The organism is Pseudomonas sp. 1 (assembly GCF_056626735.1).
Window position 1 is genome coordinate 233476 of sequence record NZ_JBWXMQ010000006.1, and the last position, 24674, is coordinate 258149.

Consider the following 24674-nt stretch of genomic DNA (forward strand, 5'->3'; position numbering starts at 1 on the left):
CTTCATTCGGTGTTAAGCGATGGCAGGTTCGCCAGTGCTACCTGAGAAACGGGCGACGGCCGACATTGCGAGTCGCTGCCGGGTTGCAGATACGGCATCAGGATCGGCGCCATGCCCTTGAGCACCTGCACCGGCAGGGCCGAGGTGAATTTGAAGCTCTCCGCCGACCGCCCTGGAACGAACGCCGTGAGCGTGCCGAAATGGTGATCGCCGATGTAGAACACGAAGGTCGCGGTGCGGTTGATCGACTTGGAACTCAGAATGCGCCCGCCGGAACCGATGGCCTCGATTCGGTTGTCGCCTGTACCGGTTTTTCCGCCCATGGTCAGCGGTGTTCCATCGTTCAGTTTGAAACTGCCGGAAACACGTTTGGCCGTTCCCGAGTCCACCACTTGCGACAACGCTTCACGCATTGCCGTGGCGACTTCGGACGGCATCACCCGTTTACCGACATGAGGGTCGTTGACCAGTTTCGTTTCGTAAGGCGTGCCGGCGGCAAAGTGCAGGCTGTCGATGCGCAGGGTCGGCATGCGCACGCCGTCATTGAGGATGGTGCCGATCAGCTCGGCCAGCGCAGCGGGGCGGTCGCCGGAGCTGCCGATGGCGGTGGCCAGTGACGGCACCAGGTGATCGAACGGATAGCCGACTTTCTGCCAGCGCTGATGGATCTCGAGGAACGCCTCGATTTCCAGCATGGTGCGGATCCGACTGTCGCGGGCGCCTTTGTGCTTGCTCTTGAACAGCCAGCTGTAGACTTCCTGACGCTCGAACTGACTGGCCTTGACGATCTGGCTCCAGGTCGCGTCCGGGTGGTTGAGCAGGTAGCCGATCAGCCACAGGTCCAGCGGGTGGACCTTGGCGATGAAGCCCTGGTCCGGCAGGTCATAGGTACCGGGACCGTAGGCCAGGTAAAGCCGTTCGAGGCGTTCGTCGGTGAGTTTTTCGGTGATTTTGACGCCCTTGAGGTGCGAGCGGACAAAAGTATTGAAGTCTTCCTGGCTGGCTTCGGGCAGCAGGTAACGGTGCACGGCGGCCATGCGGATCGGCGTCGGGCGCATGCTGTCGAGGAAGGTGTCGAGGCGGGCCTGGGTGTCCTTGTTCTTGTACTTCTTCCAGAACTTGAGCAGGAACGAGGTGCCTTCGCGGTCGGCGAACGAGGCGAGGTATTCCTGACGGCGCGGGTCGCGGTCGTCCTTGAGCAGTTCGGCGCTGTTGTTGGGGCCGGAGTAGGTGGTGTAGCGCACCAGATCGCGCATCAGGCGAATGAACGGCAGGTTGATCGACTCGCGCAGGGCATCGCGCAAGGTCGGCATGCGGCCGTTGTCTTCCTTGCGAAAGTTATGGAACACATGCAGCCCGCCACCGGTGAAAAACGCTTCACCGGGGCTGGCCGAGTATTTGCGGTCGAGGGCGGCGCCGAGCAGCTTCGACAGATCGTGATCCTTGTTCTGGATCAGGTAGTCGATCACCCACCGGCTCAGGCGATCCTGATCCGGCACGTCGATTTTTTTCAGTTCCGGCCCGGTCATGGCGCCGTATTTGTCATGCAGCTCCGCGATGATTTGCAGGTAGGTTGTCAGCACGCGCATCTTGGCGGTGGAGCCCAGTTCCAGCTTGCTGCCCTCGTTGATGTCGAACGGCTGATCGGTGCTGTCGGTCTGCACCCGCACGCGCGAGCCGTCCGGGGTCAGCTCGAACAGGGTGAAGCTGTAACGCACCTGTGTGGTGCTGGTGGGCGTCAGCAGGCGTTCACCCATCAGACCGACTTCGGTGGCGTAGGCCGGGTCGGCCAGTCGTTTCAGGTAGGCGGTGGCCTGGGTCTGCAGCTCGCCTTGCAAGGTGCTGGTAGCGGACAGGTCTAGACGGTCGAGGTCGTACAGCGGACGGTTGAGCATCGACGCCAACCGGCTGCGGGCGACGCTGATGCCTTTGTTGGTTTCGATCGGCTGAATGGTCGGCTGGGTCTGCCAGTCACGGTAGCTGATGGTGCTGGCCAGCGCCGCATCGGCGAGAGTGGCGTCGATCACACCGTTCTGCTTGAGCACGCGCAAGTGGCTGTTGGTCAGTTCGACCAGCTCTTCGCGGCCCTTGGTCAGGTAATGCGAAGGACGGCGCTGGGCGATCATCAGCGACAGCATTTCGCGCAGGGCCAGGCCCTTGTCCGCCATGCTCTTCGGATCGGTTTCAGTGCTCGAGAGTTTGCGGTTGGCCTCGTTGAAATCGGCGCCATACCAGACCCGCAGGCCCTCGGCCATGCCGTGTACTTCGCCATGCCCCGGCACCGCCGACAGCGGCACGCTGTTGAGGTAATCACGAATGATGTTCTGCCGCGCCTGCAAGGTGTCCGGGCCGCCCTGGTAGGCGCGCACGCTGGCGGAAATCATCTGGCGGATCTTCTCCGCGCCGGACACCGTCAGGCCATCGGGCGAGTGACGATATTTCTCAAGTTGCGTCGCCAGGGTACTGCCACCGGCCGACTGCCCCGGCAAGTGCAGCAACTTGGCGACTTGCGACCACGCGGCCATGCCGAAGCGCGGCCAGTCCACCGCCGGGTTGGCCAAGGGTTGCTTTGGGTCGAGCAGAAAGCGGTTTTCGATGAACAACAGGCTGTTGACTACCACGGGCGGGATTGTGTCGAAACTCGAATACAGCTGCTGGGGGTAGTTGTACTGATACAGCGGCGCGGCGCGGCAATCGGTGATCGACAACCCGGCCTGGATCTTTTCGGAATAGGGCACGAACAGGCCCTTGTCGGTGTAGTTGAGCAGGGCCGGGGAGAAACGCGTCTGTTCGGTGATCACGTAGTTGCGCTTGATCAGCCGTGGCAGGAACTCGTCCAGCGAGCTGTAGCCCAGACGCAGGTCGAACGGCCCGTTGCCCGGATAGCGGATGGCGTCGCTGGGGCCCGGTTGCAATTCGTACTTGAGTTTGGCGGCGTACTGGCTGAGCTCGCGGGACTGAAATCGCGAGGTGCGCATTTCCTTCATCGCAGCCAGACCCACGACAATCGCGATGATCACCAACAGGAGCCAGAAAGCCTTCCACCCATGCCGGTTACGACGGGGTTTTTCAGGGACAGGCGCTTCATCCACACGTTCAGTCGGAACCACTTTTTCACTCGAATCGGTTTGCCACAAAGCGCCCATAGTCGATTGATCCATTCACGCAGATTGATCGGACTTGTCTGAAGCTTAGTCGGTGGTTGGCGTGGGTGAAAAAATTGTGAAGAGGGCACCCTGAACAAATCTGCAAATCCGGCTGCCACCCTCCGGCAAGTGATTGCAAGCCTGAAAGGGCCGGAACAGAGAGGTCTTGAGGTCGATGCGACTTTGGTCGCGGCATGACGCTGCACCATTGCTGTGCAATACTCGGCGCCCATTTGCGCGGTGAATAATCCTCAAAATGCAGGACGATTTGTCTCGTAAGCCGCGTATTTGACGAGGTTTACGTCTGAATCAGATGCCTTATAGAGTGAAAAAACCTGTCGCAAGCTTTTTATACTGCACGCCCCGCTGATCCCGCAGGTTGCTTCTGCGGGACGGTCCTGCCCACGAAGCAGGGCCGGTTTTGACCCAGGCGCAGGCTTATCGGCCGACGCTTGAACACTCGGTGGTCACATCCAATAACAAGACGAGGAAGTCCCCCATGCCAGTCGGCAATCACCCGCCCCATGGCGAAACCGCTCAAGGCGGCCCGCTCAAACGCGAACTCGGTGAACGGCATATTCGCCTGATGGCGCTCGGCGCCTGCATCGGTGTCGGCCTGTTTCTCGGTTCGGCCAAGGCCATCGAAATGGCCGGCCCGGCGATCATGCTGTCTTACATCATCGGCGGTCTGGCGATCCTGGTGATCATGCGCGCCCTCGGCGAAATGGCCGTGCACAACCCGGTCGCCGGTTCTTTCAGCCGTTATGCACAGGATTATCTCGGTCCGCTGGCGGGCTTTCTGACCGGCTGGAACTACTGGTTCCTGTGGCTGGTGACCTGCGTCGCCGAAATCACGGCGGTGGCGGTGTACATGGGCATCTGGTTCCCCGATGTGCCGCGCTGGATCTGGGCGCTGGCGGCACTGGTCAGCATGGGTTCGATCAACCTGATCGCGGTGAAGGCCTTCGGTGAATTCGAGTTCTGGTTCGCCCTGATCAAGATCGTCACCATCATCGCCATGGTGCTCGGCGGCATCGGCATCATCGCTTTCGGCTTCGGCAACGACGGTGTGGCACTGGGGATTTCCAATCTGTGGGCCCACGGCGGCTTCATGCCCAACGGCGTGACGGGCGTGTTGATGTCCCTGCAAATGGTGATGTTCGCCTACCTCGGTGTGGAAATGATCGGCCTGACCGCCGGCGAAGCGAAGAACCCGCACAAGACCATCCCGAATGCGATCGGCTCGGTGTTCTGGCGCATCCTGCTGTTCTACGTCGGCGCACTGTTCGTGATTCTGTCGATCTATCCGTGGAACGAAATCGGCACCCAGGGCAGTCCGTTCGTGATGACCTTTGAACGTCTGGGCATCAAGACTGCCGCCGGCATCATCAACTTCGTGGTGATCACCGCCGCGCTGTCGTCGTGCAACGGCGGCATCTTCAGCACCGGGCGCATGCTCTACAGCCTGGCGCAGAACGGCCAGGCGCCGGCCGGCTTCGCTCGCACCTCGGGCAACGGCGTACCGCGTCGGGCATTGCTGCTGTCGATCTTCGCCCTGCTGCTGGGCGTGCTGCTGAATTATCTGGTGCCGGAAAAGGTCTTCGTCTGGGTGACTTCGATTGCTACCTTCGGCGCGATCTGGACCTGGGTGATGATCCTGCTGGCCCAGTTGAAATTCCGCAAAGGCCTGAGCGCCAGCGAACGTGCAGGTCTCAAGTACAAGATGTGGCTGTTCCCGGTCAGCTCGTATCTGGCGCTGGCGTTCCTGGTGCTGGTGGTCGGCCTGATGGCGTATTTCCCGGACACTCGCGTGGCGCTGTATGTAGGCCCGGCGTTCCTGGTCCTGCTGACCGTTCTGTTCTATGTGTTCAAGTTGCAACCAAAGGATTCGGTACAGGGCGCGATGCGTTCGGCTTCGTAATTCGTTGTCGCTGAAACCTGAAAGCCCCGGTCGAAAGTCCGGGGCTTTTTCATGGGACGAAGTGATGCCGCTGGTCTGAAAGCGCCGCAAAAAACGACTTCTGATTCAGAGTCATGTTCGAAGGTTTATCTACGTCGTTTCCAGCGCAGCCGTGAACAGAGGCGCAGGTATGAGGATCAGCGATTTTCTCGTACGAGAACTCGGCCGCCGTCAGGTCGTGTTGTTCTTTCTGCTCGCCACGATGCTGTACATCCTGCCGCTGATCCTCGTCGACTTTCCCTACATCGACGACAACTGGCGCACCCTCGCTGCCGGCAATGCCTGGGCGCGGCAGGGGCGGTTGTTCATGGACTGGTTTTATCAAGCGCTGACTTTCACTGGCGCTGCGCCGAACATTTTCCCGTTGCCGCTGTTGCTCGCCACGGTGGCCATGTCGTTCGCGCTGACCCGGCTGACCTTCCACTATTTCCCCGAACCGACGCTGGCCTGTTGTCTGGTGCCGTTGCCGCTCTGGTACAACCCGTTCCTGTTGCAGAACCTGTCCTATCAATACGACGGGGCCGGCATGGCGCTGAGTCTGGTCGCGGTGATCTACGCGATCACGTTTGGCGGCGCTTCACGCATTCAGCGCTGGCTGGTGCCGTCGGTGTTGCTGGCGCTGGCGATCGGGTTGTATCAGATCAGCCTGAATGTGTTTCTCGGGTTGTGCTGCGTGGAATTGCTGCGCAATGTTCATCGGCGAGTGCCGTGGGGTGAACTCTGGTGCCGGTCAGGCTGGCGGCTGGCGCAACTGTTGCTGGCCGTGATGATTTACAGCGTCACGGCTTATCCGTTCACGGACTCGGCACGCACGCAATTGCTTGACGCGAGCGCTGATCCGCTGCTGCAGATCGGCATCAATATCGGTCGGGTGATGGAGAAGGTCGCGCTGTTGTTTCACGGCGGCTACACGGTGGTGTTTGTCGGGCTGGTGCTGTGTGCCGTGTTCGGGGGTGTGCAGTTGGGGCGGCAGATTCGTGAGCGCAACATGTCGCGCGCCAAGGGGTTGCTCCTGAGCTTCAGTTGCCTGCTGACATTGCCGCTGGTTGTGCTGCTGGTACCGGGGATGACGCTGCTGTTTCGCGACTTCAATGAAGGTGCGCGTACCCTGATGGGGTTCGGCGTGCTGCTGATGTTGCTGTTCTATCTGGCCTGTACCGGATTGACGTCGCTGCACTCGCGGCTGCCCCTGTTGTTGGCGATTCCGCTTGTGGCCACGTTGTCGCTGTCCTTCGCTTACGGGCGAGTACTGACGATGGAAAAGACCTTCGCCAACAGTGCTCTCTACAGCCTCAGTCACGACATTTCTTCCCATCGCGAACTGCGCGACGCCAAACGGATTTATATGTCGGTCACTTACTCCGATCGCTGGCTGGCAAGTGCGACGGGCACATTCAAACAGTTACCGGTACTGCGCTATCTGCTGAATATCGACTACTTCATGCTCGCGGAAAACCTGCCGTCCACCGGCATCACCAACGTGGTTGCCGAGCGCGAGCGGCGCAACGCCACCCGCGTCGGCTATCAGGGGTTTCCAGCCTTGGTTGATCGACTCTATTACCGCATCTATCTGATCGGTGATTACGGTTTCATCGTCATGAAGGAGCCGCCCCATGGCCGCTTGCTGCAATGGTGACCGTCGGTCTGAAACCACCCCCCTCCTGTAATTTCTGACAGTAGACCCTGCTCACGCTCTGCCCTAGCTTGAAGCACTCGACGGTTGCCGCGACAGCAAGGATTGGCGATGAGAATCTTGTGGAAAGGGTTTTCCGCACAAACGGCCATCGGCCTCGGCGGCATGTTGATTCACTGGCAGATTTTTTTCGTGTTGACCAGCGCCGTTCAGGCGACTCAGTCGGCAAGTAACTTCGCCGCGTTTTGTATCGCCGCCGCCTTCTCGTTTTACATGAACGCGCTCTACACATTCGAGACTGGAACGTCAGTGCTGGCCTATCTGGGCTTCATGAGCGTGATGGGCGTTTTGAGTTATGGCACAGGTGAGTTCGGTGATGCGCGGAATTTGCCGGGACTGGCGACGGTGTCCGTGTTTTCGCTGTTGAATCTGTTGCTGGGGTACTGCTTTTTCCGGTTTGTGCTGTTTCGGCGGCGTCAGACATGAAAAGCCTTGCGAGCGTTGCGGCCTCCGCGGGGTTCACTTCCTTGAGGATCGACAGACTGGCCCTTCTGGCGGTTGTATTCCTCGCCCTGATCGTGCGGTTTTACGCCATCGATGTGCCGAGTATCTGGTATGACGAGGCCTACAGTCTGTTGCTCGCACGCGAAACGCCAGCGCGCATTTTGGCACTGACTGCGCTGGATGTTCATCCTCCACTGTATTACGTGCTGCTGCATTACTGGGTGATGTTGTGGGGGGAGGGAGCACTGCCGGCCCGGGCGATGAGTGCGCTGGCGGATGTGGGAACGCTGTTGTTGTGTGTCAGGTTGATGAGCCTGATTTCCACGCGCCGGGCCACCTGGATTGCTGCGTTGCTGCTGGCGTTGCTGCCGTTATCCGCCGGCTACAGTCAGGAGGCCCGAATGTATACCCTGCTGGGGTTTTGGCTGATTGGCGCAACGATGGCTCTGGTGTGTTGGACACGGGCACCCGAAAAAAAACGGTTTGCGATTTCCTATGTTTTATTGATGGTTGCTGCGTTCTATACGCATTACTTTGCGTTCCTGTGCGTAGCCATTCATTGGCTTTTCTGGTGGAAAACGTGCTCCGAACTTCAAGACAAGGCAATTGGGGGGCGTGCCTGGATTCTGGCTAACGGCATGATCGTTCTACTGTATGTGCCCTGGCTGCCTGTACTGACTGATCAACTGCTCAGCCGACCGGATTTCGGCTGGATAGCGCCGCTCACCTGGCAATCGGTATTTACCCTCATATGGCAAATAACCGGTACGAGCGAGTCAGTAAGCTGGGCGACATGGTGGCGAGTCTGGCCGTCTGTTTTTATCATCGCCTGCGCGTTTACCGTACTGATGCAACATCGTGACTCACGACGGTATGCCTGGCTTTTGGTGGGATATTTCTTTATTCCATTGCTGTTTTTGCTAGCGATTTCCCTGGTGAAACCAGCGTTTATCCTCCGCTACTTTTACTTTGCAGCTATCGCGATTCCATTGATCGTTGCGGTGGCTATTGATAAGTGGTGGCATCGTCGACGGACACTTGCCTTGCTGCTCATGGCAGCGTTTCTACTGGGCGAACTTCAGGGAATGGCAGACCTCTCCAGGCGTCGAAACAACAGTGCAGGGATGGAGGCACTGGCGATTGCCTTGAATGCCCAGAGCCGTTCAGGCGACGAGATCGTGTTTGACAATCTGTATTGGTATTTGCCGTTCGCGAACTACAACAAAACGGGCATATCACCAAAGATTTTTGTAGGGATGACAAGTGTACGGCTTTCCGGATATCCGGATCGTTCGGGATGGGCGCTGATCCCGGCACCGCAACAATCAATGCTGATTGATGATGATTCGATAAGGGCGCTGGATGCAAAACGAGTGTGGTGGGTCGCGCACAAATCGAATGCCAAAGATCTCTCTTTGTTCTCGAACCAATGGATCAAGATTCGGAGCCTTGACGGAGGTGATATCGAAGCCCGCTTGTTTGTTCACAAGTGAGGGCCTGCCGGCGTTGACAGGCCCTGAATCATTCAAGCAGCTACGACTTCCTGCGGTTCAAAACTGTCCGCCCGCGCCATCTGCCACATCCGCGAATAGAACTCGCCGTTCACCTCTCCGGTGAGCAGTTCCCCCGGTTTCAGGAACACATGCAGCTGCGAGAACAGTTTGATTTCAGTCGCCGACATGCGCCGCACCAAATGCTTGGCCGAGAGTTGCGACGGATGATCGAGGCCGGCGGCGGCGAGCATTTCCGCCAGCGCCTTCAACGTATTGCGGTGGAAGTTGTAGACCCGCTGGGCCTTGTCCGGCACCACCAGCGCACGCTGGCGCAGGGTGTCCTGGGTGGCGACGCCGGTCGGACATTTGTTGGTGTGGCAGCTTTGCGACTGGATGCAGCCGATGGCGAACATGAAGCCGCGCGCCGAGTTGGCCCAGTCGGCGCCGATGGCGAGCACGCTGGCGATGTCGAAGGCGCTGACGATCTTGCCGCTGGCGCCGAGCTTGATCTTGTCGCGCAGATTCAGCCCCACCAGGGTGTTGTGCACGAACAACAGGCCTTCGCGCATCGGCACGCCGATGTGGTCGGTGAACTCCACCGGTGCGGCGCCGGTGCCGCCTTCCTTGCCGTCGACCACGATGAAGTCTGGCAGGATGCCGGTTTCCAGCATGGCCTTGGCGATGCCCATGAACTCCCACGGATGACCGAGGCAGAATTTGAAGCCCACCGGTTTGCCGCCGGACAGTTCACGCAGCTGCTGGATGAAATGCATCATCTCGATCGGCGTGGAAAACGCGCTGTGGCGCGACGGCGAGATGCAGTCTTCGCCCATCAGGATGCCGCGGGTGTCGGCGATTTCCTGGGTCACTTTGTGCTTGGGCAGAATTCCGCCGTGGCCCGGTTTGGCGCCCTGGCTCATCTTGATTTCGATCATCCGCACCTGCGGGGTCTGCGCCTGGGCGGCGAAGCGTTCCGGGTCGAAACGGCCGTCGCTGGTGCGGCAGCCGAAATAGCCGCTGCCCAGTTCCCAGGTCAGGTCGCCGCCGTGTTCGCGGTGATAGGGGCTGATGCTGCCTTCGCCGGTGTCGTGAGCGAAGTTGCCGAGTTTGGCGCCTTGGTTCAGCGCGCGGATCGCGTTGGCGCTGAGGGAGCCAAAACTCATGGCCGAGATGTTGAACACCGATGCCGAGTAAGGCTGGGTGCACTGCGGGCCACCGACGGTGACGCGAAAGCTGCTCGGGTCGCTCAACGGTGCCGGGCGCATCGAATGACCGATGAATTCGAAGCCGGATTGGTAGACGTCGATCAGGGTGCCGAACGGCTTGTCGGCGGTTTCATTCTTCGCTCGCGAATACACCAGCGAACGCTGGGCGCGAGAGAAGGGCAGGGCGTCGCTGTCGGATTCCAGCAGGTACTGGCGGATTTCCGGGCGAATCCCCTCGACCAGATAACGGATGTTGCCCAGGATCGGGTAATTGCGGCGCACCGCGTGCGGGCTCTGCATCAGGTCGAACAGACCGATCAGGCTCAATACGCCGGTGACGGCGGTGATCGGCCACAGCCAGTCGTGTTCGAGAAAGGGCAGGCTGGCGAGGGTGAAAATCACGCAGACGGCAAAGAAGGCGTAGCGGCTCAGGAGTGACAGGCTCATACGGTTTCCTTGGTTCGGACTTGGATTGTTCAGCGCCGCAGATCCCTGTGGGAGCGAGCTTGCTCGCGATAGCGGTGGGCCAGTCAACGCATAAGTCGGTTATGGCGGCCCTTTCGCGAGCAAGCTCGCTCCCACAGAAAAGCTCACAGCGCTGTATCAGGCGTTCTGCGCCTGCAGAAAGATCGAAAACAGCTCCGACTGGGATTTGATCCCCAGCTTGCTGTACATGTGTTTCTTATGGACTTTCACGGTTTCAACAGAGATTTCCAGCTTACGGGCGATTTCTTTACTGGAGCAACCGCTGAGCATCAGGCGCCCGACGTCCAGCTCCCGGGCGGTCAGCTGCGCGCCCTTGAGTTGCTGCACCGACGCTTCGAGCTGCACCCGCCAGTCCGGTTGCGCAGGCGCCGGGGCGAGGGCCACGGTTTCGTTGATTTCATAAGGCAGGCGCTGGCGCAACAGGCCGAGCACCCACGGCTGGATCAGCGACAGCAGGGCAATCTGCTCGCCGGTGAAGCGCTGCTGGCTGCCCAGTGACAGGCACAGCGTGCGGTCGCCTTCGAGCTGGCAATTGAACTGTATTTCGTCGGCCACCACATTCAGACGAAAGTATCGCTGGTAATACTCGGTCAGTTCGAAGTGCTCCGGCGCAACCTCCGACAGGCGATACAACCCGGTACGTGATTGCTCGCGGCAGGCGATGTAGAACGGATCGAGCAGGTACAACCCGCGCAGATAATCCTGAAACAGCTGGTCGGGACTGCCGTCGGCACCGGGGCATTCGGCGAACACCTGCGGGTGACGGTCGGCGCTGAACAGCAGCGCCACCCAGCTATCGAACGTGACGTACTGGTCGAGCAGGCGTACCAGCTGCGCCCAGAAATTCGGCTTGTCGAGGGCGTCGATCAACTGCCCGACGGCGCGGTGCCAGGTGATGTCGTCAAACGAAACAGTCATGCCTCTACCCCTATCGGGTTACCCCGGCCGCGTAATTCCCTGGCCGGTCGAATGCGAAGCATACTGGCCCACAGACAGCCGCCGGGCAATCTTTCCGCCCCCGGCGCTCATCACAAGGACTCCCCATGAAAGTCGAACTCGCCCAACTGGCGGGCCGTGACAAAGACACGGCGTACAACCTCGAACGCGCCCTCGCCGCGATTGCGGCCTGCGCCACCGACACGCAATTGATCGTGTTCCCCGAGACCCACCTGATGGGCTTCCCGACCGCTGACACCGTGGCGCAGGTCGCCGAACCGGTCGACGGCCCGACCGTCAGCGCCGTGCAGGCCGCCGCCCGTGAACGCAACCTGGCGGTGGTGATCGGCATGGCCGAGAACGATGACGGCCGCTTCTACAACACCACGCTGCTGATCACCCCCGAAGGTATCGCCCTGAAATACCGCAAGACCCACCTCTGGGCGTCGGATCGTGGTGTGTTCGAAGCGGGTGATCGATATGCAACGTGTTTGTGGAACGGTGTGCGGGTCGGTCTGCTGATCTGTTACGACATCGAGTTCCCGGAATCGGCCCGCGCCCTGGCGCAACTGGGGGCGCAGATGTTGATCGTGACCAACGGCAACATGGACCCGTACGGCCCGACCCACCGCACTGCGATCATGGCCCGGGCTCAGGAAAACCAGGCGTTTGCGTTGATGGTCAACCGCGTGGAAGCCGGGGATGACGGGTTGATGTTTGCCGGCGGCAGTGCGCTGGTGGATCCGCTGGGAACGGTGCTGTTCGAGGCCGGGCGTGAGGAGGGGCGGTTCAGCGTTGAGCTGGATTTCGACCAGTTGGCGCTGGCGCGCAAGGATTATCGCTATCTGGATGATCAGCGGTTGAAGTTGCCGGGGGAGGTGGTCGAGCACGCCTCGGGAGTACGAGAGCTGCTGATCCCTTGACCCGTTGTACCCGATCGTTCCCACGCTCTGCGTGGGAATGCCTCCATGGACGCTCTGCGTCCGCTCTTGGGACGCAGAGCGTCCCGGGCTGCATTCCCACGCGGAGCGTGGGAACGATCAGCAACACCTGAAACATTCGCCGAACTCGGCCTCTGCCATAAATCCAATAAAATCCGGAGTAAGTCGCCCATGGCTCGTTTGCAACGCACCCTTTCGCTGGGGTCGGTGGTGCTGTTCGGCATCGCCTACATGACGCCGATCATTGTCCTCGGTACGTTCGGCATCCTCGCCCAGTCCACCGCCGGCATGGTGCCCGCCGCGTATCTGGCGGCGCTGGTGGCGATGTTTTTCACCGCCATGAGTTATGGCCGCATGGCCGCCGCGTTCCCGGTGGCGGGCTCGGCCTACAGCTACGTGCGCAAGGCCATCAGCCCGAAACTCGGCTTCATCGCCGGGTGGGCGGTGCTGCTCGATTATCTGTTTCTGCCGATGGCGATCTGGCTGATCGGCGCCGCATACCTCGCGTCGGCCTTCCCGTCGATCCCGCAGTGGATCTGGGTGCTGGCGTTCATCGGCATCACCAGCGCGATCAACATCATCGGCCTGAAACTGGCCAACGGCATCAACGCCTTGCTGATGCTGGTGCAGTTCCTGGTGCTGATCGCCTTTGTCGCGCTGTGCGTGCACTACGTCGGTGGCGATGCCAGCACGCCGCTGTGGTCAATCAAACCGTTCTTCAATGGCGACATGCAGATGCCGCTGATCATGAGCGGGGCCGCCATCGCCTGCTATTCGTTTCTCGGTTTCGACGCGGTCAGCACCCTCACCGAAGAAACCCGTGATCCACGCCGCACCATTCCTCGGGCAATCATGTTGATCACCCTGATCGGCGGGCTGATTTTCGTCGGCGTGTCGTACTTCGTGCAGATCGCCCATCCATCGTTCCAGTTCGACAGCGTCGACTCGGCGGCCTACGAAATTGCGCGCAATATCGGTGGCGACCTGTTCGTGTCGATCTTCCTGATCGGCCTGATCGTCGGTCAGTTCGCCTCAGGCCTGTCGGCGCAGGCCAGCGGTTCGCGGCTGTTGTTTGCGATGGGCCGTGACGGTGTGCTGCCCAAGTCGTTTTTCGGCACCTTGCACGAGCGCTTCGGTACGCCGGTCAACAGCATCCTGCTGTGTGCGGTGGTGGCTTTGCTGGCGCTGAAGCTCGACGTGACCACCTCGACTTCGTTCATCAACTTCGGCGCGTTCCTGGCGTTCAGCCTGGTCAATCTGTCGGTGATTTTTCACTACTGGATCGGCGGCGAGAAAAAAGGCCTGCGCGAGCTGATGCTGTTCCTGGTCTTCCCGTTCATCGGCCTGGCGGCGGACTTGTGGCTGATGGTCAGCCTCGATCACCTGGCGCTGTATCTGGGCCTGAGCTGGCTGGCGATTGGTGTGGTGTATCTGGCGGTGCTGACCGGCGGGTTCCGTCGTCAGCCGCCGGAAATGGATTTCCAGGAAGCGGCCTGACGTGCGGTCGAGCCTTTGCCTCACGAGCGGCAAGCGTGTGATCCTTGCCGTTTTTGAGTCATAGGCTTTTCGTTCATGTCGACCGCAAACAGTTCCACGATCCGCATCGCTGCCGCGCTGCTGCTCAACTCCGACGGCCAGACCCTGCTGGTGCGCAAGCGCGACACCACGGCGTTCATGCAGCCCGGCGGCAAAATCGAAGCCCATGAGCTGCCGGTGCATGCGCTGGCCCGTGAGCTGGAAGAAGAACTGGGACTGCTGATCGATCCGGCGCAGGCGAGTTTTCTCGGCCAGTTCTCGGCACCCGCCGCCAACGAGCCGGGATTCGTCGTGCAGGCCGAGATCTTTCAGCTGACCATCGACGCCAGGGTGTCTCCGGCCGCCGAGATCGAAGAGGTGATCTGGATCGACCCGGCCACCGACGGCAATGTCGTTCTCGCCCCATTGACACGTGACCTGATCCTGCCGTTTTATCGAGCCTCGCTGACCGCGATCGCCTGATCATTCGTGCAAAGGACTTCGTCATGATCCCGCTTCAAGACCTGCTGATTTTTGCCGCCGCCGCGCTGCTGATGGTACTGACGCCGGGGCCGAACATGATCTACCTGATCTCCCGTTCGATCTGTCAGGGCCGCAAGGCCGGGGTCACGTCGCTGGTGGGCGTGGTGGCCGGGTTCTTCGTGCATATGTTCGCGGCGGCAGCCGGTTTGACGGCGGTGTTTCTCGCGGTCCCGATGGCTTATGAGGTGTTGAAGTGGGCCGGCGCGCTGTACCTGTTGTGGCTGGCCTGGCAGGCAGTGAAACCCGGCGCCCGCTCGCCATTCGAGGTGCAGGCATTGCCGGCGGACTCGTCGCGCAAACTCATCACCATGGGGTTTCTCACCAGCGCGCTGAACCCGAAAATCGCGGTGTTCTACCTCTCGGTGTTTCCGCAGTTCATCACGCCGGAGCACGGCTCGGTGTTCAGCCAGAGCATCATTCTCGGCCTGACCCAGATCAGCGTCAGTTTCAGCGTCAACCTGTTGATCGCCCTGTCGGCGGCCGGTATCGCGTCGTGGTTCGTCAACAACCCGACCTGGCTGGCGGTGCAGCGTTATTTCATGGGCTTTGTGCTGGGCGCACTGGCCGTGCGGCTGATGCTTGAACAACGCAAGGCCGCCTGAACATGTGGATCGAACGGCTCGACGCCAGTCATGCGTTGGCCTATCGCGAATTGATGCTGGAAGCCTATGACCGGCATCCGCAAGCGTTCACTTCCAGTGTGCGCGAGCGCGCAGTGATGCCGCTGAGCTGGTGGGAATCACGGCTGACCAGCAAGCTCGACGCGGTGTTTGGCGCGTTCGAAGGCAGTCGGCTGGCGGGCATTGTCGGCCTGGCGTTCGAGCCTCGGGAGAAGGCCCGGCATAAGGCAACGGTGTTCGGCATGTATGTGTCGGCCGGGTTTCGTCAACGCGGGCTGGGACTGAAATTGATGGAGGCCGTGCTGGAGGAAGCGCAGCAGCATCCGGCACTGAAAGTCATTCAACTGACCGTCACCGCCGGCAATGAAGCCGCATTCAAACTGTACCAGCGCTGCGGTTTCATCCAGTTTGGTCTGGAGCCGATGGCGGTGCGGGTCGGTGAGGAATATTTCGACAAGATCCATATGTGGTGTGAATCTCGCTGAAGTCCTGGTCGGACTTTCGTGGCGAGGGAACTTGCTCCTGCGGGGCTGCGAAGCGGCCTTTATTGCGCATAGTCACGGTCTGACGGAAGACCACATGTTCACGTTTTCCTGTAGAGGAATCGGAATTTCCCAACGCGAACTGCATGGCCTGCCAATACTCGCCCCCCCCACCAAGCCATGGAGAACTTTCGACAGGTACTCAACCGCCCTGATGAGTTGCCTGGCTTTGATGACCTGGCAGGTAATTAATGCCCCCCACTTATTTCACCCGCATTGCTGCGGGCTGTGGGGAGGTTAACCTTGACGGTCCCTTTTTCCTGCCGGAGCTGGTTAATTAACGCGTTCCCGCGTCCTGCATCTCCTAAACTCTGAATTGAAAAAAATCAGCTGCGGTAGTTATTTGATATCCACCGACATCCTCATCTCCAAGTTGAATTTGCACGCTTTTTATTCCCTTCCCGGAAAATGATATCGGATGATAGGAAATCGACTCCTGTGCCTGCGCAATGGTAGTGTGGAGTAGCGTTTCCTGTGCATCATAAAATCTTATCGAATAAGAATCATACGGGCGACCAGTGCCTCCCCTGCTTATCGCGAACCAAAAACTCACGTAAGAGTAAGTAGAGTTAAATGTATATTTCACTCCTCCATTTTCTACGCATAATGAGCTCTCTTCGTTTTTTCCGGGAGAGTGAGCCCAAGTTGCACTTAGAATTCCGCTATTCAGGGGTAAACTGTGAGGCAAAAGTGTTATTTCTCCGCTGGGGATCGTATATGTAATATCGGGTTGAAATAAGACTCTTTCATTTCCAAAGTCTTCACTCAGTACTTCATTGGTATTCATTGGTAGCGCTCCTTTGCAGGCTCAGCCCCTTACCGGAATGGCAGCAGGCATGCACCATTGAGCGCCGTCGGTAGAAAGTTGCGCACCTGTCAACTTTGACAGTCCAGACGAGTGGTCAAGGCTTGCGCAACGTCTGCTGACGTAGGACATAAATCGGCGGTTCGGGTCGGTGAGGACTACTTCGACAAGATCCATATGTGGTGCGCGCTTTTCGTGCCAACCGCCAGCCTCAACGAACCGCGCTGACCCCATCCAGCGTCGAGAACGAGGTGTCCTTGGCCGTCAGCAGGAAATCGCGCATATACGGCGCGTCCAGCATGTCGGCGCGGATCGCCGCGTACAGCGTTGCAAACAAGCCTTTCTCGCCCAGCCGCTTACCCTTCACGTAGCCCCGCGAGCTGTATTCATGCAGTGCCCAGTGCGGCATGCCGCACACACCACGGCCGCTGGCCACCAGTTGCATCATCATCACCGTCAGCTCTGAGGTGCGCACCTGCGCCGGTTCGATGTCGGCCGGTTCGAGGAAGCGAGTGAAGATATCGAGACGATCCCGTTCCACCGGATAAGTGATCAGGGTTTCGCTCAGCAGATCTTCGGGGACGATGTACGGTTTGCTCGCCAATGCGTGCTGGTTGGCGACTGCGAGCATGGCTTCGTAGGTGAACAGCGGCACGTAGGTGATGCCGGCGATTTCCAGCGGGTCGGACGTCACCACCAGATCCAGATCGCCACGAGCCAGCGCCGGCAGCGGGGCAAAGGAGAAACCCGAAGCGAGGTCGAGTTCGACTTCCGGCCAGGCATCGCGGAACTGATCGATGGTCGGCATCAGCCACTGGAAGCAGCTGTGACATTCGATGGCCATGTGCAGACGCCCGGCGGTGCCCCCGGCCAGACGCCCGATGTCGCGTTCGGCGGCGCGCAGCAGCGGCAGGGTCGCGTCGGCCAGTTGCAGCAGGCGCAGGCCGGCGCTGGTGAAGCGTACGGGTTTGGTCTTGCGCACGAACAGCGGCATGCCCATGCGCTCTTCCAGTTCCTTGAACTGGTGGGACAGCGCCGACTGGGTCAGGTGCAGGCGATCGGCCGCATCCACCAGGCTGTCGGCTTCGCGCAGGGCGTGCAGGGTTTTCAGGTGACGGATCTCAAGCACCGCAGGCTCCATGAGTAAAATTTGTGATCAACACGAAAAGGTTGAGTTTGTCTCATGTTGCCCTGGCTGTCGACAATGGCGCCATCTTTTACGCAATGGAGAACATTCGACATGGCCGTGGCTCACACTCTGGGTTTCCCGCGCATTGGCGCCGACCGCGAACTGAAAAAAGCCCTCGAAGCCTATTGGAAAGGCGATCTCGATCAGGCGTCCCTGAATCAGGTCGGCCGTGAACTGCGCGCCAGGCACTGGCAATTGCAGAAAGACGCCGGCATCGACCTGCTGCCGGTCGGCGACTTTGCCTGGTACGACCAGGTGCTGACCCACTCGCTGACCTTCGGTGTGATCCCTGAGCGCTTCGACGGTGTGCGCGACGAGCGCGGGCTGCCGACCCTCGACACGCTGTTCGCCATGGCCCGTGGCGCCACGGCGTCCTGTTGCGGTGCTGAGCACGGCAAGACCCAATACGCACAAGAACTGACCAAGTGGTTCGACACCAACTACCACTACCTGGTCCCGGAGTTCAGCGCAGACCAGCAGTTCAAGCTGAGCTGGGAACAGCTGTTTGATGAAGTCGAAGAAGCCAAGGCCCTCGGTCACAACGTCAAACCGGTGATCATCGGCCCGCTGACTTATCTGTGGCTGGGCAAGGTCAAAGGCAACGACTTCGACAAGCTCGACCTGCTCGAGCGCCTGTTGCCGGTGTACAACGACATCCTCGGCCGTCTCGCCACACAGGGCGTGGAGTGGGTGCAGATCGACGAACCGATCCTCACCCTCGACCTGCCGCAAGCCTGGAAAAGTGCCTTCGAACGCGCCTATCACATCCTTCAGTACTCGCCGCTGAAGAAACTGGTGGCGACCTATTTCAGTGGCCTGCAAGACAACCTCGGCCTGGCCGTCGGCTTGCCGGTGCAGGGCTTGCACATCGACGCCGTGCGGGCGCCGGATCAGCTCGGTCAGGTGCTGGATCGCCTGCCGACCTACAAGATTCTTTCGGTAGGCCTGGTCAACGGCCGCAACGTCTGGCGCTGCGAACTGGAGCAGGCACTGGCGCAGTTGCAACCGGCGCAGGAGCGCTTTGGCGACAACCTGTGGGTCAGCAGTTCCTGCTCGTTGCTGCACAGCCCGGTGGATGTCGAGCGCGAAGACAAGCTCGACCCGGAACTGAAAAGCTGGCTGGCATTCGCCGTGCAGAAGTGCAGCGAAATCTCTGTGTTACGTGATGCGCTGAACGATCCGCAAGCGCCGAAAGTGCAAAGCGCGCTGGCCGAAAGCCGCGCGATTCAAGAGCGTCGCGCCCGCTCGCCGCGTATTCATAAAGCCGCCGTGCAGGCGCGGATCGAAGCGATCAACGCCAGCGACAGCCAGCGTCATTCGCCGTTCGCCAAACGCATCGCCGCGCAACAGGCGCGTCTGAAATTGCCGGCGTTCCCGACCACCACCATCGGTTCGTTCCCGCAGACCGGGTCGATTCGTCTGGCCCGTCAGGCGTTCAAGCAGGGCAAACTGTCGGCCAACGATTACCACGATGCGATGCGCAGCGAAATCCGCCACGCGGTGCAGGTGCAGGAACGTCTGGGCCTCGATGTGCTGGTGCACGGTGAGGCCGAGCGCAATGACATGGTCGAGTACTTTGCCGAGCAACTGGACGGCTATCTGATCACCCGTTTCGGCTGGGTCCAGAGCTACGGCTCCCGTTGCGTCAAACCAGCGGTGATTTATGGCGATCTGTCCCGTCCGAACCCCATGACCGTGGACTGGATCACCTACGCCCAGAGCCTGACCGACAAGGTCATGAAAGGCATGCTGACCGGCCCTGTGACCATGCTGATGTGGTCGTTCCCCCGCGAAGATGTGTCGCGCAAGGTCCAGGCGCAACAACTGGCGCTGGCCCTGCGTGACGAGGTGGTGGATCTGGAAAACGCCGGGATCAGGATCGTGCAGATCGACGAAGCCGCGTTCCGCGAAGGCTTGCCGCTGCGCCGCGCACAGTGGCAGGAATACCTCGACTGGGCGGTGGAAGCGTTCCGTCTGACCGCCTCGGGCGTGAAGGACGAAACCCAGATTCACACCCACATGTGCTACAGCGAATTCAACGACGTGATCAAGGCGATTGCCGACATGGACGCCGATGTGATCACCATCGAAACCTCGCGCTCGGACATGGAATTGCTTGAGGCCTTTGAAGCGTTCGACTACCCGAACGACATCGGCCCGGGCGTCTATGACATCCACTCGCCGCGAGTGCCGGACACAGCGGAAATGGTCAAGCTGATGAGCAAGGCCGTGAAACGGATTCCGGCAGCGCGGTTGTGGGTCAACCCCGATTGCGGCCTGAAGACCCGCGCCTGGCCCGAGACCGAAGCGGCGCTGGTCAACATGGTCGCGGCGGCGCGACAGTTGCGCAGTCAGTTGGCGTAACGCAACACCGAATGAAGAGTGGCGACCGCTCGGCACTCTTCATCAAACTGTCATCGAACTGTGGCAGCGCGCTTGAACAAACTTCATCAGACTCGCGCTCTACTGGGGTTCTGCGTTTCGGTGTTTTTCATGTTCAAGGGAATTTTTGCAATCGCGGCGTTGTTGGCCGCGGTTTTTTTCGTTCCGGCGTCTTCTGCGGCGTCGCGTTGCGACGTCAATGTACCGACCGAGCGGGTCGATCTGGAGCAGGTGAGCCTGGCGTACCAGAGCATCGGCCGTGGGTCGGATCCGGCGCTGCTGCTGGTGATGGGGCTGGGCGGGCAGTTGATCCACTGGCCGGATGAAGTGGTGGTTGCGCTGTGTCAGCAGGGCTTTCGGGTGATCCGTTATGACAACCGCGATGTCGGTCTTTCGACCTGGCGCCAGGCGCCGGCCGACGCCAACCTGACCTTTGAAGTGCTGCGCTACAAACTCGGGTTGCCGGTGGCGGCGCCTTACAGCCTGACCGACATGGCCGACGATGCGCTGGGGCTGATGGACGCGTTGCACGTCGAGCAATTCCATGTGCTCGGCGCGAGCATGGGCGGGATGATCGCCCAGCACATGGCGGCGATGGCACCGCAACGGGTCGAGAGCCTGACGCTGATCATGACCAGCTCCGGTGCCGAAGGGCTGCCGGCGCCGAGCGCGGCACTGGTGCAATTGCTGGCTCGACGTGGTGCTCCCAATCGCCAGATCGCACTGGAGCAACAGGCGGATCTGCTGGCGGCGCTGGGCAGCCCTTCAGTCAGTGATGATCGCCAGGCGTTGCTGCATCAGGCGGCGCTGTCCTATGACCGGGCGTTCAACCCTGAAGGCGTGAAGCGCCAGATCATGGCGATCCTCGCCGAACCGAGCCGGGTGGCGTTGCTCAATCAACTGCGGGTCCCGACGCTGGTGGTGCATGGCACGGCGGATCCGCTGCTGCCGGTGATGCACGGCGTGCATCTGGCGGCGCACATTCGCGGCAGTCAGTTGCGCTTGATTCCGGGGCTGGCGCACCGCTTTCAGGAAGCGTTCAAGGAGCCGTTGCTGGCGGCGGTGTTGCCGTATCTGCGCGAGCATCGCGAAGACACGTCGCACTGGGCGCAGATCGAACCGGTGGCGGAGCACAACCTGCTTTGACTCAGGCCTGAAGCCGTACCCACACCGACACCAGCACCGTCGCCGCCATCAGCCACGCCACCGCCGCGACCGCCAGCGAAGCTTCGAGGCGCATGCGGTCGACCATCACGTACAGCGTCGCCAGATACACGAAGTACGGGATGATCGACCACATACCGAAGACGATGGTGGTCTTCAGGTCGTCGATCGAACGGCCCTTGCCGACGATGTAGTGGGCGATCAGGGCGAAGGTCGGGAACAGCGGCACCAGCCCGGCGATGTAGTAGTTTTTGGTCTTGGCCAGCATGGCGAGGATCACCACCACTGCCGCGCCGAGCATTGCCTTGAAAATCAGATCCACGTCGTTCTCGCTTAATGGCTCAGGCCGTACTTTTTCACTTTGTCGAACAGCGTGGTCTTGGCCATCCCCAGTTCCAGGCTGGCCTGGGTCAGGTTGCCGCCGCTGCGTTGCAGGGCGTCACTGAGCAGGTTGCGTTCGAACGCTTCCACCGCTTCGGCGAACGCCAGGCCTTGGCCTGTACTGCCCGCGCCGGTTTTCTTGAACGCCGGCAGACCGAGGGCAAAACGCTCGGCGACGTTGCGCAGTTCGCGCACGTTGCCCGGCCAGTCGTGGCTCATCAGGCTCGACAGCGTCTGGTTGTCCAGCTCCGGCAGTGCGCGGTCGAAGCGCAGGGCCGATTGCTGGGTGAAGTGTTCGAACAGTTGCAGGATGTCTTCGCGGCGTTCGCGCAGAGGCGGCAGTTCCAGCGTCACCACGTTGAGGCGGTAGTACAAGTCGCTGCGGAATTCACCGACCTTGCTCGATTCGTCGAGGTCGGACTTGGTGGCCGCAATCACCCGGCAATCCACCGCCACACTCTGGTTCGAGCCGAGGCGTTCAAGGGTGCGCTCCTGTAACACCCGCAGCAGTTTGATCTGCAACGGCAGTGGCATGCTTTCGACTTCATCGAGGAATAGCGTGCCGCCATCGGCGTGTTCGATCTTGCCGATCCGCCGCTTGCCGGCGCCGGTGAAGGCGTTGGCTTCGTGGCCGAATATTTCGCTTTCGAACAGGTTTTCCGGCAGACCGCCGCAGTTCAGCGCCACGAACTGTTTGGTGTGGCGGCGGCTGAAGTCGTGCAGGCAACGGGCGACCAGTTCCTTGCCGGTACCGGTTTCCCCTTCGATCAGCACGTTGGCCGAGGTGTCGGCGACATTGGCGATCAGCTCCCGCAGGTTCTGCATGGCCGGCGAACGGCCGATGATCCGACCTTCAAGGGAATCGCGTTCGGCCAGTTGCCGGCGCAGGGACGAGACTTCGCGATTCAGGCTGCGTTGCTCCAGCGCGCGACGGGCCACATCGACCAGACGCTCGGGGGAGAACGGTTTTTCCATGAAATCGTAGGCGCCTTTCTGCATCGCGCCGACGGCCATGGAGATGTCGCCATGCCCGGTGATCAGCACCACCGGCAGGCTGCGATCACGTTGCTTGAGGCGGGTCAGCAGTTCCAGGCCGTCGATGCCCGGCAGGCGAATGTCGCTGATGACGATGCCGGCGAAGTTGTCGCCGACCTGCTCCAGCGCCTCTTCGGCACTGCCCACGCCGATGCAGGGAATGTCTTCGAGGGTCAGTGCCTGCTGGCAGCCGAGCAGCACATGGGGATCGTCTTCGACGATCAGCACACTAAGGTCGTTGTTCATATTGGCTCGGCAGGAGTAGGGCTTACCAACGGTAAACTGAGGACGAAGGTGGTGCCACCGCTGGCCGGGTGTTCGACACCCAGATGCCCGCCGGTGGCCGCGGCGAGGCTGGCCGACAGGGTCAGGCCGAGGCCCAGACCCTGTTCGCCGGGTTTGGTGGTGAAGAACGGTTCGAACAGATGCTTGCGCGCTTCGGCGTCGATGCCGTGACCGTTGTCGCGTACCCGCAGGCGATATTTGCCGTTGAATTCTTCGCCTTCCAGCCACAGTTCCGGCAGCGGTTGCGCCTGCATGGCGTCAAGGGCGTTGCCGATCAGGTTGACCAGAATCTGTTCCAGTCGTGTCTGGTCGATCTGCACCTGCACATCGTCGAACTGGCGATGCTGTTGCAGGGCGGCTTTTTCGACACGGGCGCCGAGCACTTGCAGCGCGGCATCCACCGCTTTGCCGAGGCTGGCGCGGCCCTTGTCGTCGCCGCGTCGGGCGAAGGAGCGCAGGCTGGCGGTGATCCGGCCCATGCGGTCGATCAGGTCGTTGATGGTCTTAAGGTTGGTGCTCGCGACATCCAGCTGGCCGCGCTCAAGGAAGCGAATGGTGTTGCCCGACAGCGTGCGCATCGCCGCCAGCGGCTGGTTCAGTTCGTGGGCGATGCTGGTCGACATCTGGCCGATGGCCGCGAGTTTGCCGGCCTGCACCAGTTCGTCCTGGGCGCGGCGCAAGGTTTCTTCGGCCTGACGCCGTTCGCGGATCTGACTCTTGAGCCGGTCGTTGCTGGCGCGCAGGTCGGCGGTGCGTTCGGTAATCCGACGCTCCAGCTGATTGTTGGCTTCCTGCAAGGCTTCGCGGGCGGCGAGGCGGGTGGCGATGACCTTGCGCCGTTCGTTCCAGGCGATCAGCAGGAACGCCACCAAGGCAAATGCCACGGCCACCAGAATCCCTTGATTGATCGCCTCGCGCCGCAGGTCCTGCAACGGGGTGAGCAGAGTGAAATTCCACGGGGTGTCGCTCAGCGGCCGGGTTTGCGCCAGATAGCTGATGTTTTCTTCATGGCGGTCCTGTTGGCTCGGCACTTCGCTGTTGGCCGGGAAGGTGAGTTTTTCCACGCCTTCGGACAGGGTTTCCCGGGCCAGCGGTTGCAGCTCGTTCAGCGGGAACCAGTAGTACTGCAGGCTGCGGGCGAGTTTTTCCTTGGTCTCGTCGCTCAGCGCAATTACCGATTTCAGGCGCCGCGCCGGGTCGCTGGACAGAATGATGATGCCGTTTTCATCGCTGACGAATGCTTCCAGGCGCGCTCGCTGCCAGCGTTCTTCCATGGCTTCCAGGCGCACCTTGACCACCGCGACGCCGATGATCTTGCCGTGTTCTTCGAGGCCGTGGGCCAGGTAATAGCCGGGTTCGCCGTTGGTGCTGCCGATCCCGTAGAAACGTCCGGGCTGGCCGCGGATGGCATTCTGGAAGTAGGCGCGGAACGACAGGTCTTCACCGAGGTAGCTGTCGACGTCGCGCCAGTTGCTGGTGGCCATGACGCGACCGGTGGTGTCCATGACGTAGATGGCCCGACTGCGGCTGCGCCGGTTCAGGCCTTCAAGGTAATCGTTGACCGTTTGCCGGTGTTCCGGGGTCGGGTCGCCGAGCAACTGCGAAACGCTCGATTCGAGTTCCAGCAGGCTGGGCAGGTAGGTGTATTTGCTGATCTCGCTTTCGACCGCGCGGGCATGCAGTTCCAGCTGGCGCTGGCCGTTTTCGCCGAGGCTGCGAATGCCGAAGTGTTCACTGGTCCAGAAGCCGATGTAGCCCAGTCCGATCATCAGGGCGATGACCAGCGGCGGCAGGAACAGGTGGCGGATCAGACGGGGTTTCACGGCAAGTGATGGCGGCGTGGCGCGATAGAGAGTGGGGTCGCATTTCATCACAGATGCCTTGGGTCAACCACCCGGATTCCCCGACA

At 60.6% G+C, this 24674-nt stretch carries 19 protein-coding genes; 11 read left to right on the plus strand and 8 right to left on the minus strand.

Annotation, left to right across the window (positions count from 1 at the left end; genetic code table 11):
* Positions 1 to 2: 2 nt before the first annotated feature.
* A complete protein-coding gene (locus tag AC1MDC_RS11575) occupies positions 3 to 3146 on the minus strand; it encodes a transglycosylase domain-containing protein (protein WP_227233429.1) in 3144 nt (1047 codons plus the stop codon).
* 499 nt (positions 3147 to 3645) lie between these two features.
* Between AC1MDC_RS11575 and AC1MDC_RS11580 the strand changes: the two genes are divergently transcribed.
* The 4 genes from AC1MDC_RS11580 (at position 3646) to AC1MDC_RS11595 (ending at position 8736) form a co-directional block, all read left to right on the plus strand.
* Positions 3646 to 5067, plus strand: coding sequence for an amino acid permease (locus AC1MDC_RS11580; protein ID WP_234205909.1), 1422 nt, complete (start codon positions 3646 to 3648; stop codon positions 5065 to 5067).
* A 169-nt stretch (positions 5068 to 5236) separates the two neighbouring features.
* Positions 5237 to 6742 carry a glucosyltransferase domain-containing protein gene (locus tag AC1MDC_RS11585; RefSeq protein WP_480393031.1) on the plus strand — a complete coding sequence of 502 codons (1506 nt, stop codon included), beginning with the start codon at positions 5237 to 5239 and terminating at the stop codon, positions 6740 to 6742.
* Between the two features lie 84 nt (positions 6743 to 6826).
* The gene (locus AC1MDC_RS11590; RefSeq protein WP_326491537.1) at positions 6827 to 7225 is read left to right on the plus strand and encodes a GtrA family protein; all 399 of its coding nucleotides are present in this window, start codon (positions 6827 to 6829) and stop codon (positions 7223 to 7225) included.
* Positions 7222 to 8736 carry a glycosyltransferase family 39 protein gene (locus AC1MDC_RS11595; protein WP_480393032.1) on the plus strand — a complete coding sequence of 505 codons (1515 nt, stop codon included), beginning with the start codon at positions 7222 to 7224 and terminating at the stop codon, positions 8734 to 8736. The genes AC1MDC_RS11590 and AC1MDC_RS11595 overlap by 4 nt, the downstream gene beginning before the upstream one ends.
* Positions 8737 to 8768: 32 nt before the next feature.
* On the opposite strand, the gene AC1MDC_RS11600 is transcribed toward AC1MDC_RS11595, so the two are convergent.
* Both AC1MDC_RS11600 and AC1MDC_RS11605 read right to left on the minus strand, forming a co-directional pair.
* On the minus strand, positions 8769 to 10388 hold the full coding sequence (locus tag AC1MDC_RS11600; protein WP_085699741.1) for an FMN-binding glutamate synthase family protein: 1620 nt from the start codon (positions 10386 to 10388) through the stop codon (positions 8769 to 8771).
* A gap of 156 nt (positions 10389 to 10544) precedes the next feature.
* Entirely contained in the window at positions 10545 to 11345 is an 801-nt protein-coding gene (locus AC1MDC_RS11605; RefSeq protein WP_085701729.1) for a helix-turn-helix transcriptional regulator, read from the minus strand.
* 125 nt (positions 11346 to 11470) lie between these two features.
* Between AC1MDC_RS11605 and AC1MDC_RS11610 the strand changes: the two genes are divergently transcribed.
* From AC1MDC_RS11610 to AC1MDC_RS11630, 5 genes are all read left to right on the plus strand, one after another.
* Positions 11471 to 12286 (plus strand): carbon-nitrogen hydrolase family protein, encoded by an 816-nt coding sequence (locus AC1MDC_RS11610; protein WP_085699737.1) that lies wholly within the window; start codon positions 11471 to 11473, stop codon positions 12284 to 12286.
* 189 nt (positions 12287 to 12475) lie between these two features.
* Entirely contained in the window at positions 12476 to 13801 is a 1326-nt protein-coding gene (locus AC1MDC_RS11615; RefSeq protein WP_480393033.1) for an APC family permease, read from the plus strand.
* Between the two features lie 75 nt (positions 13802 to 13876).
* Entirely contained in the window at positions 13877 to 14302 is a 426-nt protein-coding gene (locus tag AC1MDC_RS11620) for an NUDIX hydrolase (RefSeq protein ID WP_085699731.1), read from the plus strand.
* A 23-nt stretch (positions 14303 to 14325) separates the two neighbouring features.
* Positions 14326 to 14964, plus strand: a complete 639-nt coding sequence (locus AC1MDC_RS11625) for a LysE family translocator (protein WP_085699729.1) — start codon at positions 14326 to 14328, stop codon at positions 14962 to 14964.
* Between the two features lie 2 nt (positions 14965 to 14966).
* Positions 14967 to 15467 (plus strand): GNAT family N-acetyltransferase, encoded by a 501-nt coding sequence (locus AC1MDC_RS11630; RefSeq protein ID WP_085699727.1) that lies wholly within the window; start codon positions 14967 to 14969, stop codon positions 15465 to 15467.
* Positions 15468 to 15828: 361 nt separating this feature from the next.
* On the opposite strand, the gene AC1MDC_RS11635 is transcribed toward AC1MDC_RS11630, so the two are convergent.
* Together AC1MDC_RS11635 and metR are read right to left on the minus strand one after the other, a co-directional pair.
* Entirely contained in the window at positions 15829 to 16311 is a 483-nt protein-coding gene (locus AC1MDC_RS11635) for a hypothetical protein (protein WP_139832616.1), read from the minus strand.
* Between the two features lie 229 nt (positions 16312 to 16540).
* Entirely contained in the window at positions 16541 to 17458 is a 918-nt protein-coding gene (gene metR, locus AC1MDC_RS11640; protein WP_085699725.1) for a transcriptional regulator MetR, read from the minus strand.
* Positions 17459 to 17569: 111 nt separating this feature from the next.
* On the opposite strand from metR, the gene metE reads away from it, so the two are divergent.
* A complete protein-coding gene (gene metE, locus AC1MDC_RS11645; protein ID WP_480393034.1) occupies positions 17570 to 19882 on the plus strand; it encodes a 5-methyltetrahydropteroyltriglutamate--homocysteine S-methyltransferase in 2313 nt (770 codons plus the stop codon).
* Positions 19883 to 20011: 129 nt separating this feature from the next.
* Positions 20012 to 21046, plus strand: coding sequence for an alpha/beta fold hydrolase (locus AC1MDC_RS11650; RefSeq protein ID WP_085699721.1), 1035 nt, complete (start codon positions 20012 to 20014; stop codon positions 21044 to 21046).
* 1 nt (position 21047) lies between these two features.
* Here the strand turns inward: AC1MDC_RS11650 and AC1MDC_RS11655 are convergent, their stop codons facing one another.
* Genes AC1MDC_RS11655 through aauS form a run of 3 tightly spaced genes read right to left on the minus strand, consistent with a single transcriptional unit; the run spans position 21048 to position 24636 of the window.
* Positions 21048 to 21377, minus strand: coding sequence for a GlpM family protein (locus AC1MDC_RS11655; RefSeq protein WP_480393047.1), 330 nt, complete (start codon positions 21375 to 21377; stop codon positions 21048 to 21050).
* A 20-nt stretch (positions 21378 to 21397) separates the two neighbouring features.
* Complete coding sequence (gene aauR, locus AC1MDC_RS11660) at positions 21398 to 22726, minus strand: two-component response regulator AauR (RefSeq protein WP_085699718.1); 1329 nt, start codon at positions 22724 to 22726, stop codon at positions 21398 to 21400.
* On the minus strand, positions 22723 to 24636 hold the full coding sequence (gene aauS / locus AC1MDC_RS11665; protein ID WP_085699716.1) for a two-component sensor histidine kinase AauS: 1914 nt from the start codon (positions 24634 to 24636) through the stop codon (positions 22723 to 22725). The genes aauR and aauS overlap by 4 nt, the downstream gene beginning before the upstream one ends.
* Positions 24637 to 24674 lie beyond the last annotated feature (38 nt).

Bases quoted from the DNA above. Each gene is read 5' to 3' on its own strand.
- AC1MDC_RS11575 (WP_227233429.1), bottom strand. From the start codon at position 3,146: ATGGGCGCTTTGTGGCAAACCGATTCGAGTGAAAAAGTGGTTCCGACT.
- AC1MDC_RS11580 (WP_234205909.1), top strand. From the start codon at position 3,646: ATGCCAGTCGGCAATCACCCGCCCCATGGCGAAACCGCTCAAGGCGGC.
- AC1MDC_RS11585 (WP_480393031.1), top strand. From the start codon at position 5,237: ATGAGGATCAGCGATTTTCTCGTACGAGAACTCGGCCGCCGTCAGGTC.
- AC1MDC_RS11595 (WP_480393032.1), top strand. From the start codon at position 7,222: ATGAAAAGCCTTGCGAGCGTTGCGGCCTCCGCGGGGTTCACTTCCTTG.
- AC1MDC_RS11600 (WP_085699741.1), bottom strand. From the start codon at position 10,388: ATGAGCCTGTCACTCCTGAGCCGCTACGCCTTCTTTGCCGTCTGCGTG.
- AC1MDC_RS11605 (WP_085701729.1), bottom strand. From the start codon at position 11,345: ATGACTGTTTCGTTTGACGACATCACCTGGCACCGCGCCGTCGGGCAG.
- AC1MDC_RS11610 (WP_085699737.1), top strand. From the start codon at position 11,471: ATGAAAGTCGAACTCGCCCAACTGGCGGGCCGTGACAAAGACACGGCG.
- AC1MDC_RS11615 (WP_480393033.1), top strand. From the start codon at position 12,476: ATGGCTCGTTTGCAACGCACCCTTTCGCTGGGGTCGGTGGTGCTGTTC.
- AC1MDC_RS11620 (WP_085699731.1), top strand. From the start codon at position 13,877: ATGTCGACCGCAAACAGTTCCACGATCCGCATCGCTGCCGCGCTGCTG.
- AC1MDC_RS11625 (WP_085699729.1), top strand. From the start codon at position 14,326: ATGATCCCGCTTCAAGACCTGCTGATTTTTGCCGCCGCCGCGCTGCTG.
- AC1MDC_RS11630 (WP_085699727.1), top strand. From the start codon at position 14,967: ATGTGGATCGAACGGCTCGACGCCAGTCATGCGTTGGCCTATCGCGAA.
- AC1MDC_RS11635 (WP_139832616.1), bottom strand. From the start codon at position 16,311: ATGAATACCAATGAAGTACTGAGTGAAGACTTTGGAAATGAAAGAGTC.
- metE (WP_480393034.1), top strand. From the start codon at position 17,570: ATGGCCGTGGCTCACACTCTGGGTTTCCCGCGCATTGGCGCCGACCGC.
- AC1MDC_RS11650 (WP_085699721.1), top strand. From the start codon at position 20,012: ATGTTCAAGGGAATTTTTGCAATCGCGGCGTTGTTGGCCGCGGTTTTT.
- aauR (WP_085699718.1), bottom strand. From the start codon at position 22,726: ATGAACAACGACCTTAGTGTGCTGATCGTCGAAGACGATCCCCATGTG.
- aauS (WP_085699716.1), bottom strand. From the start codon at position 24,636: ATGAAATGCGACCCCACTCTCTATCGCGCCACGCCGCCATCACTTGCC.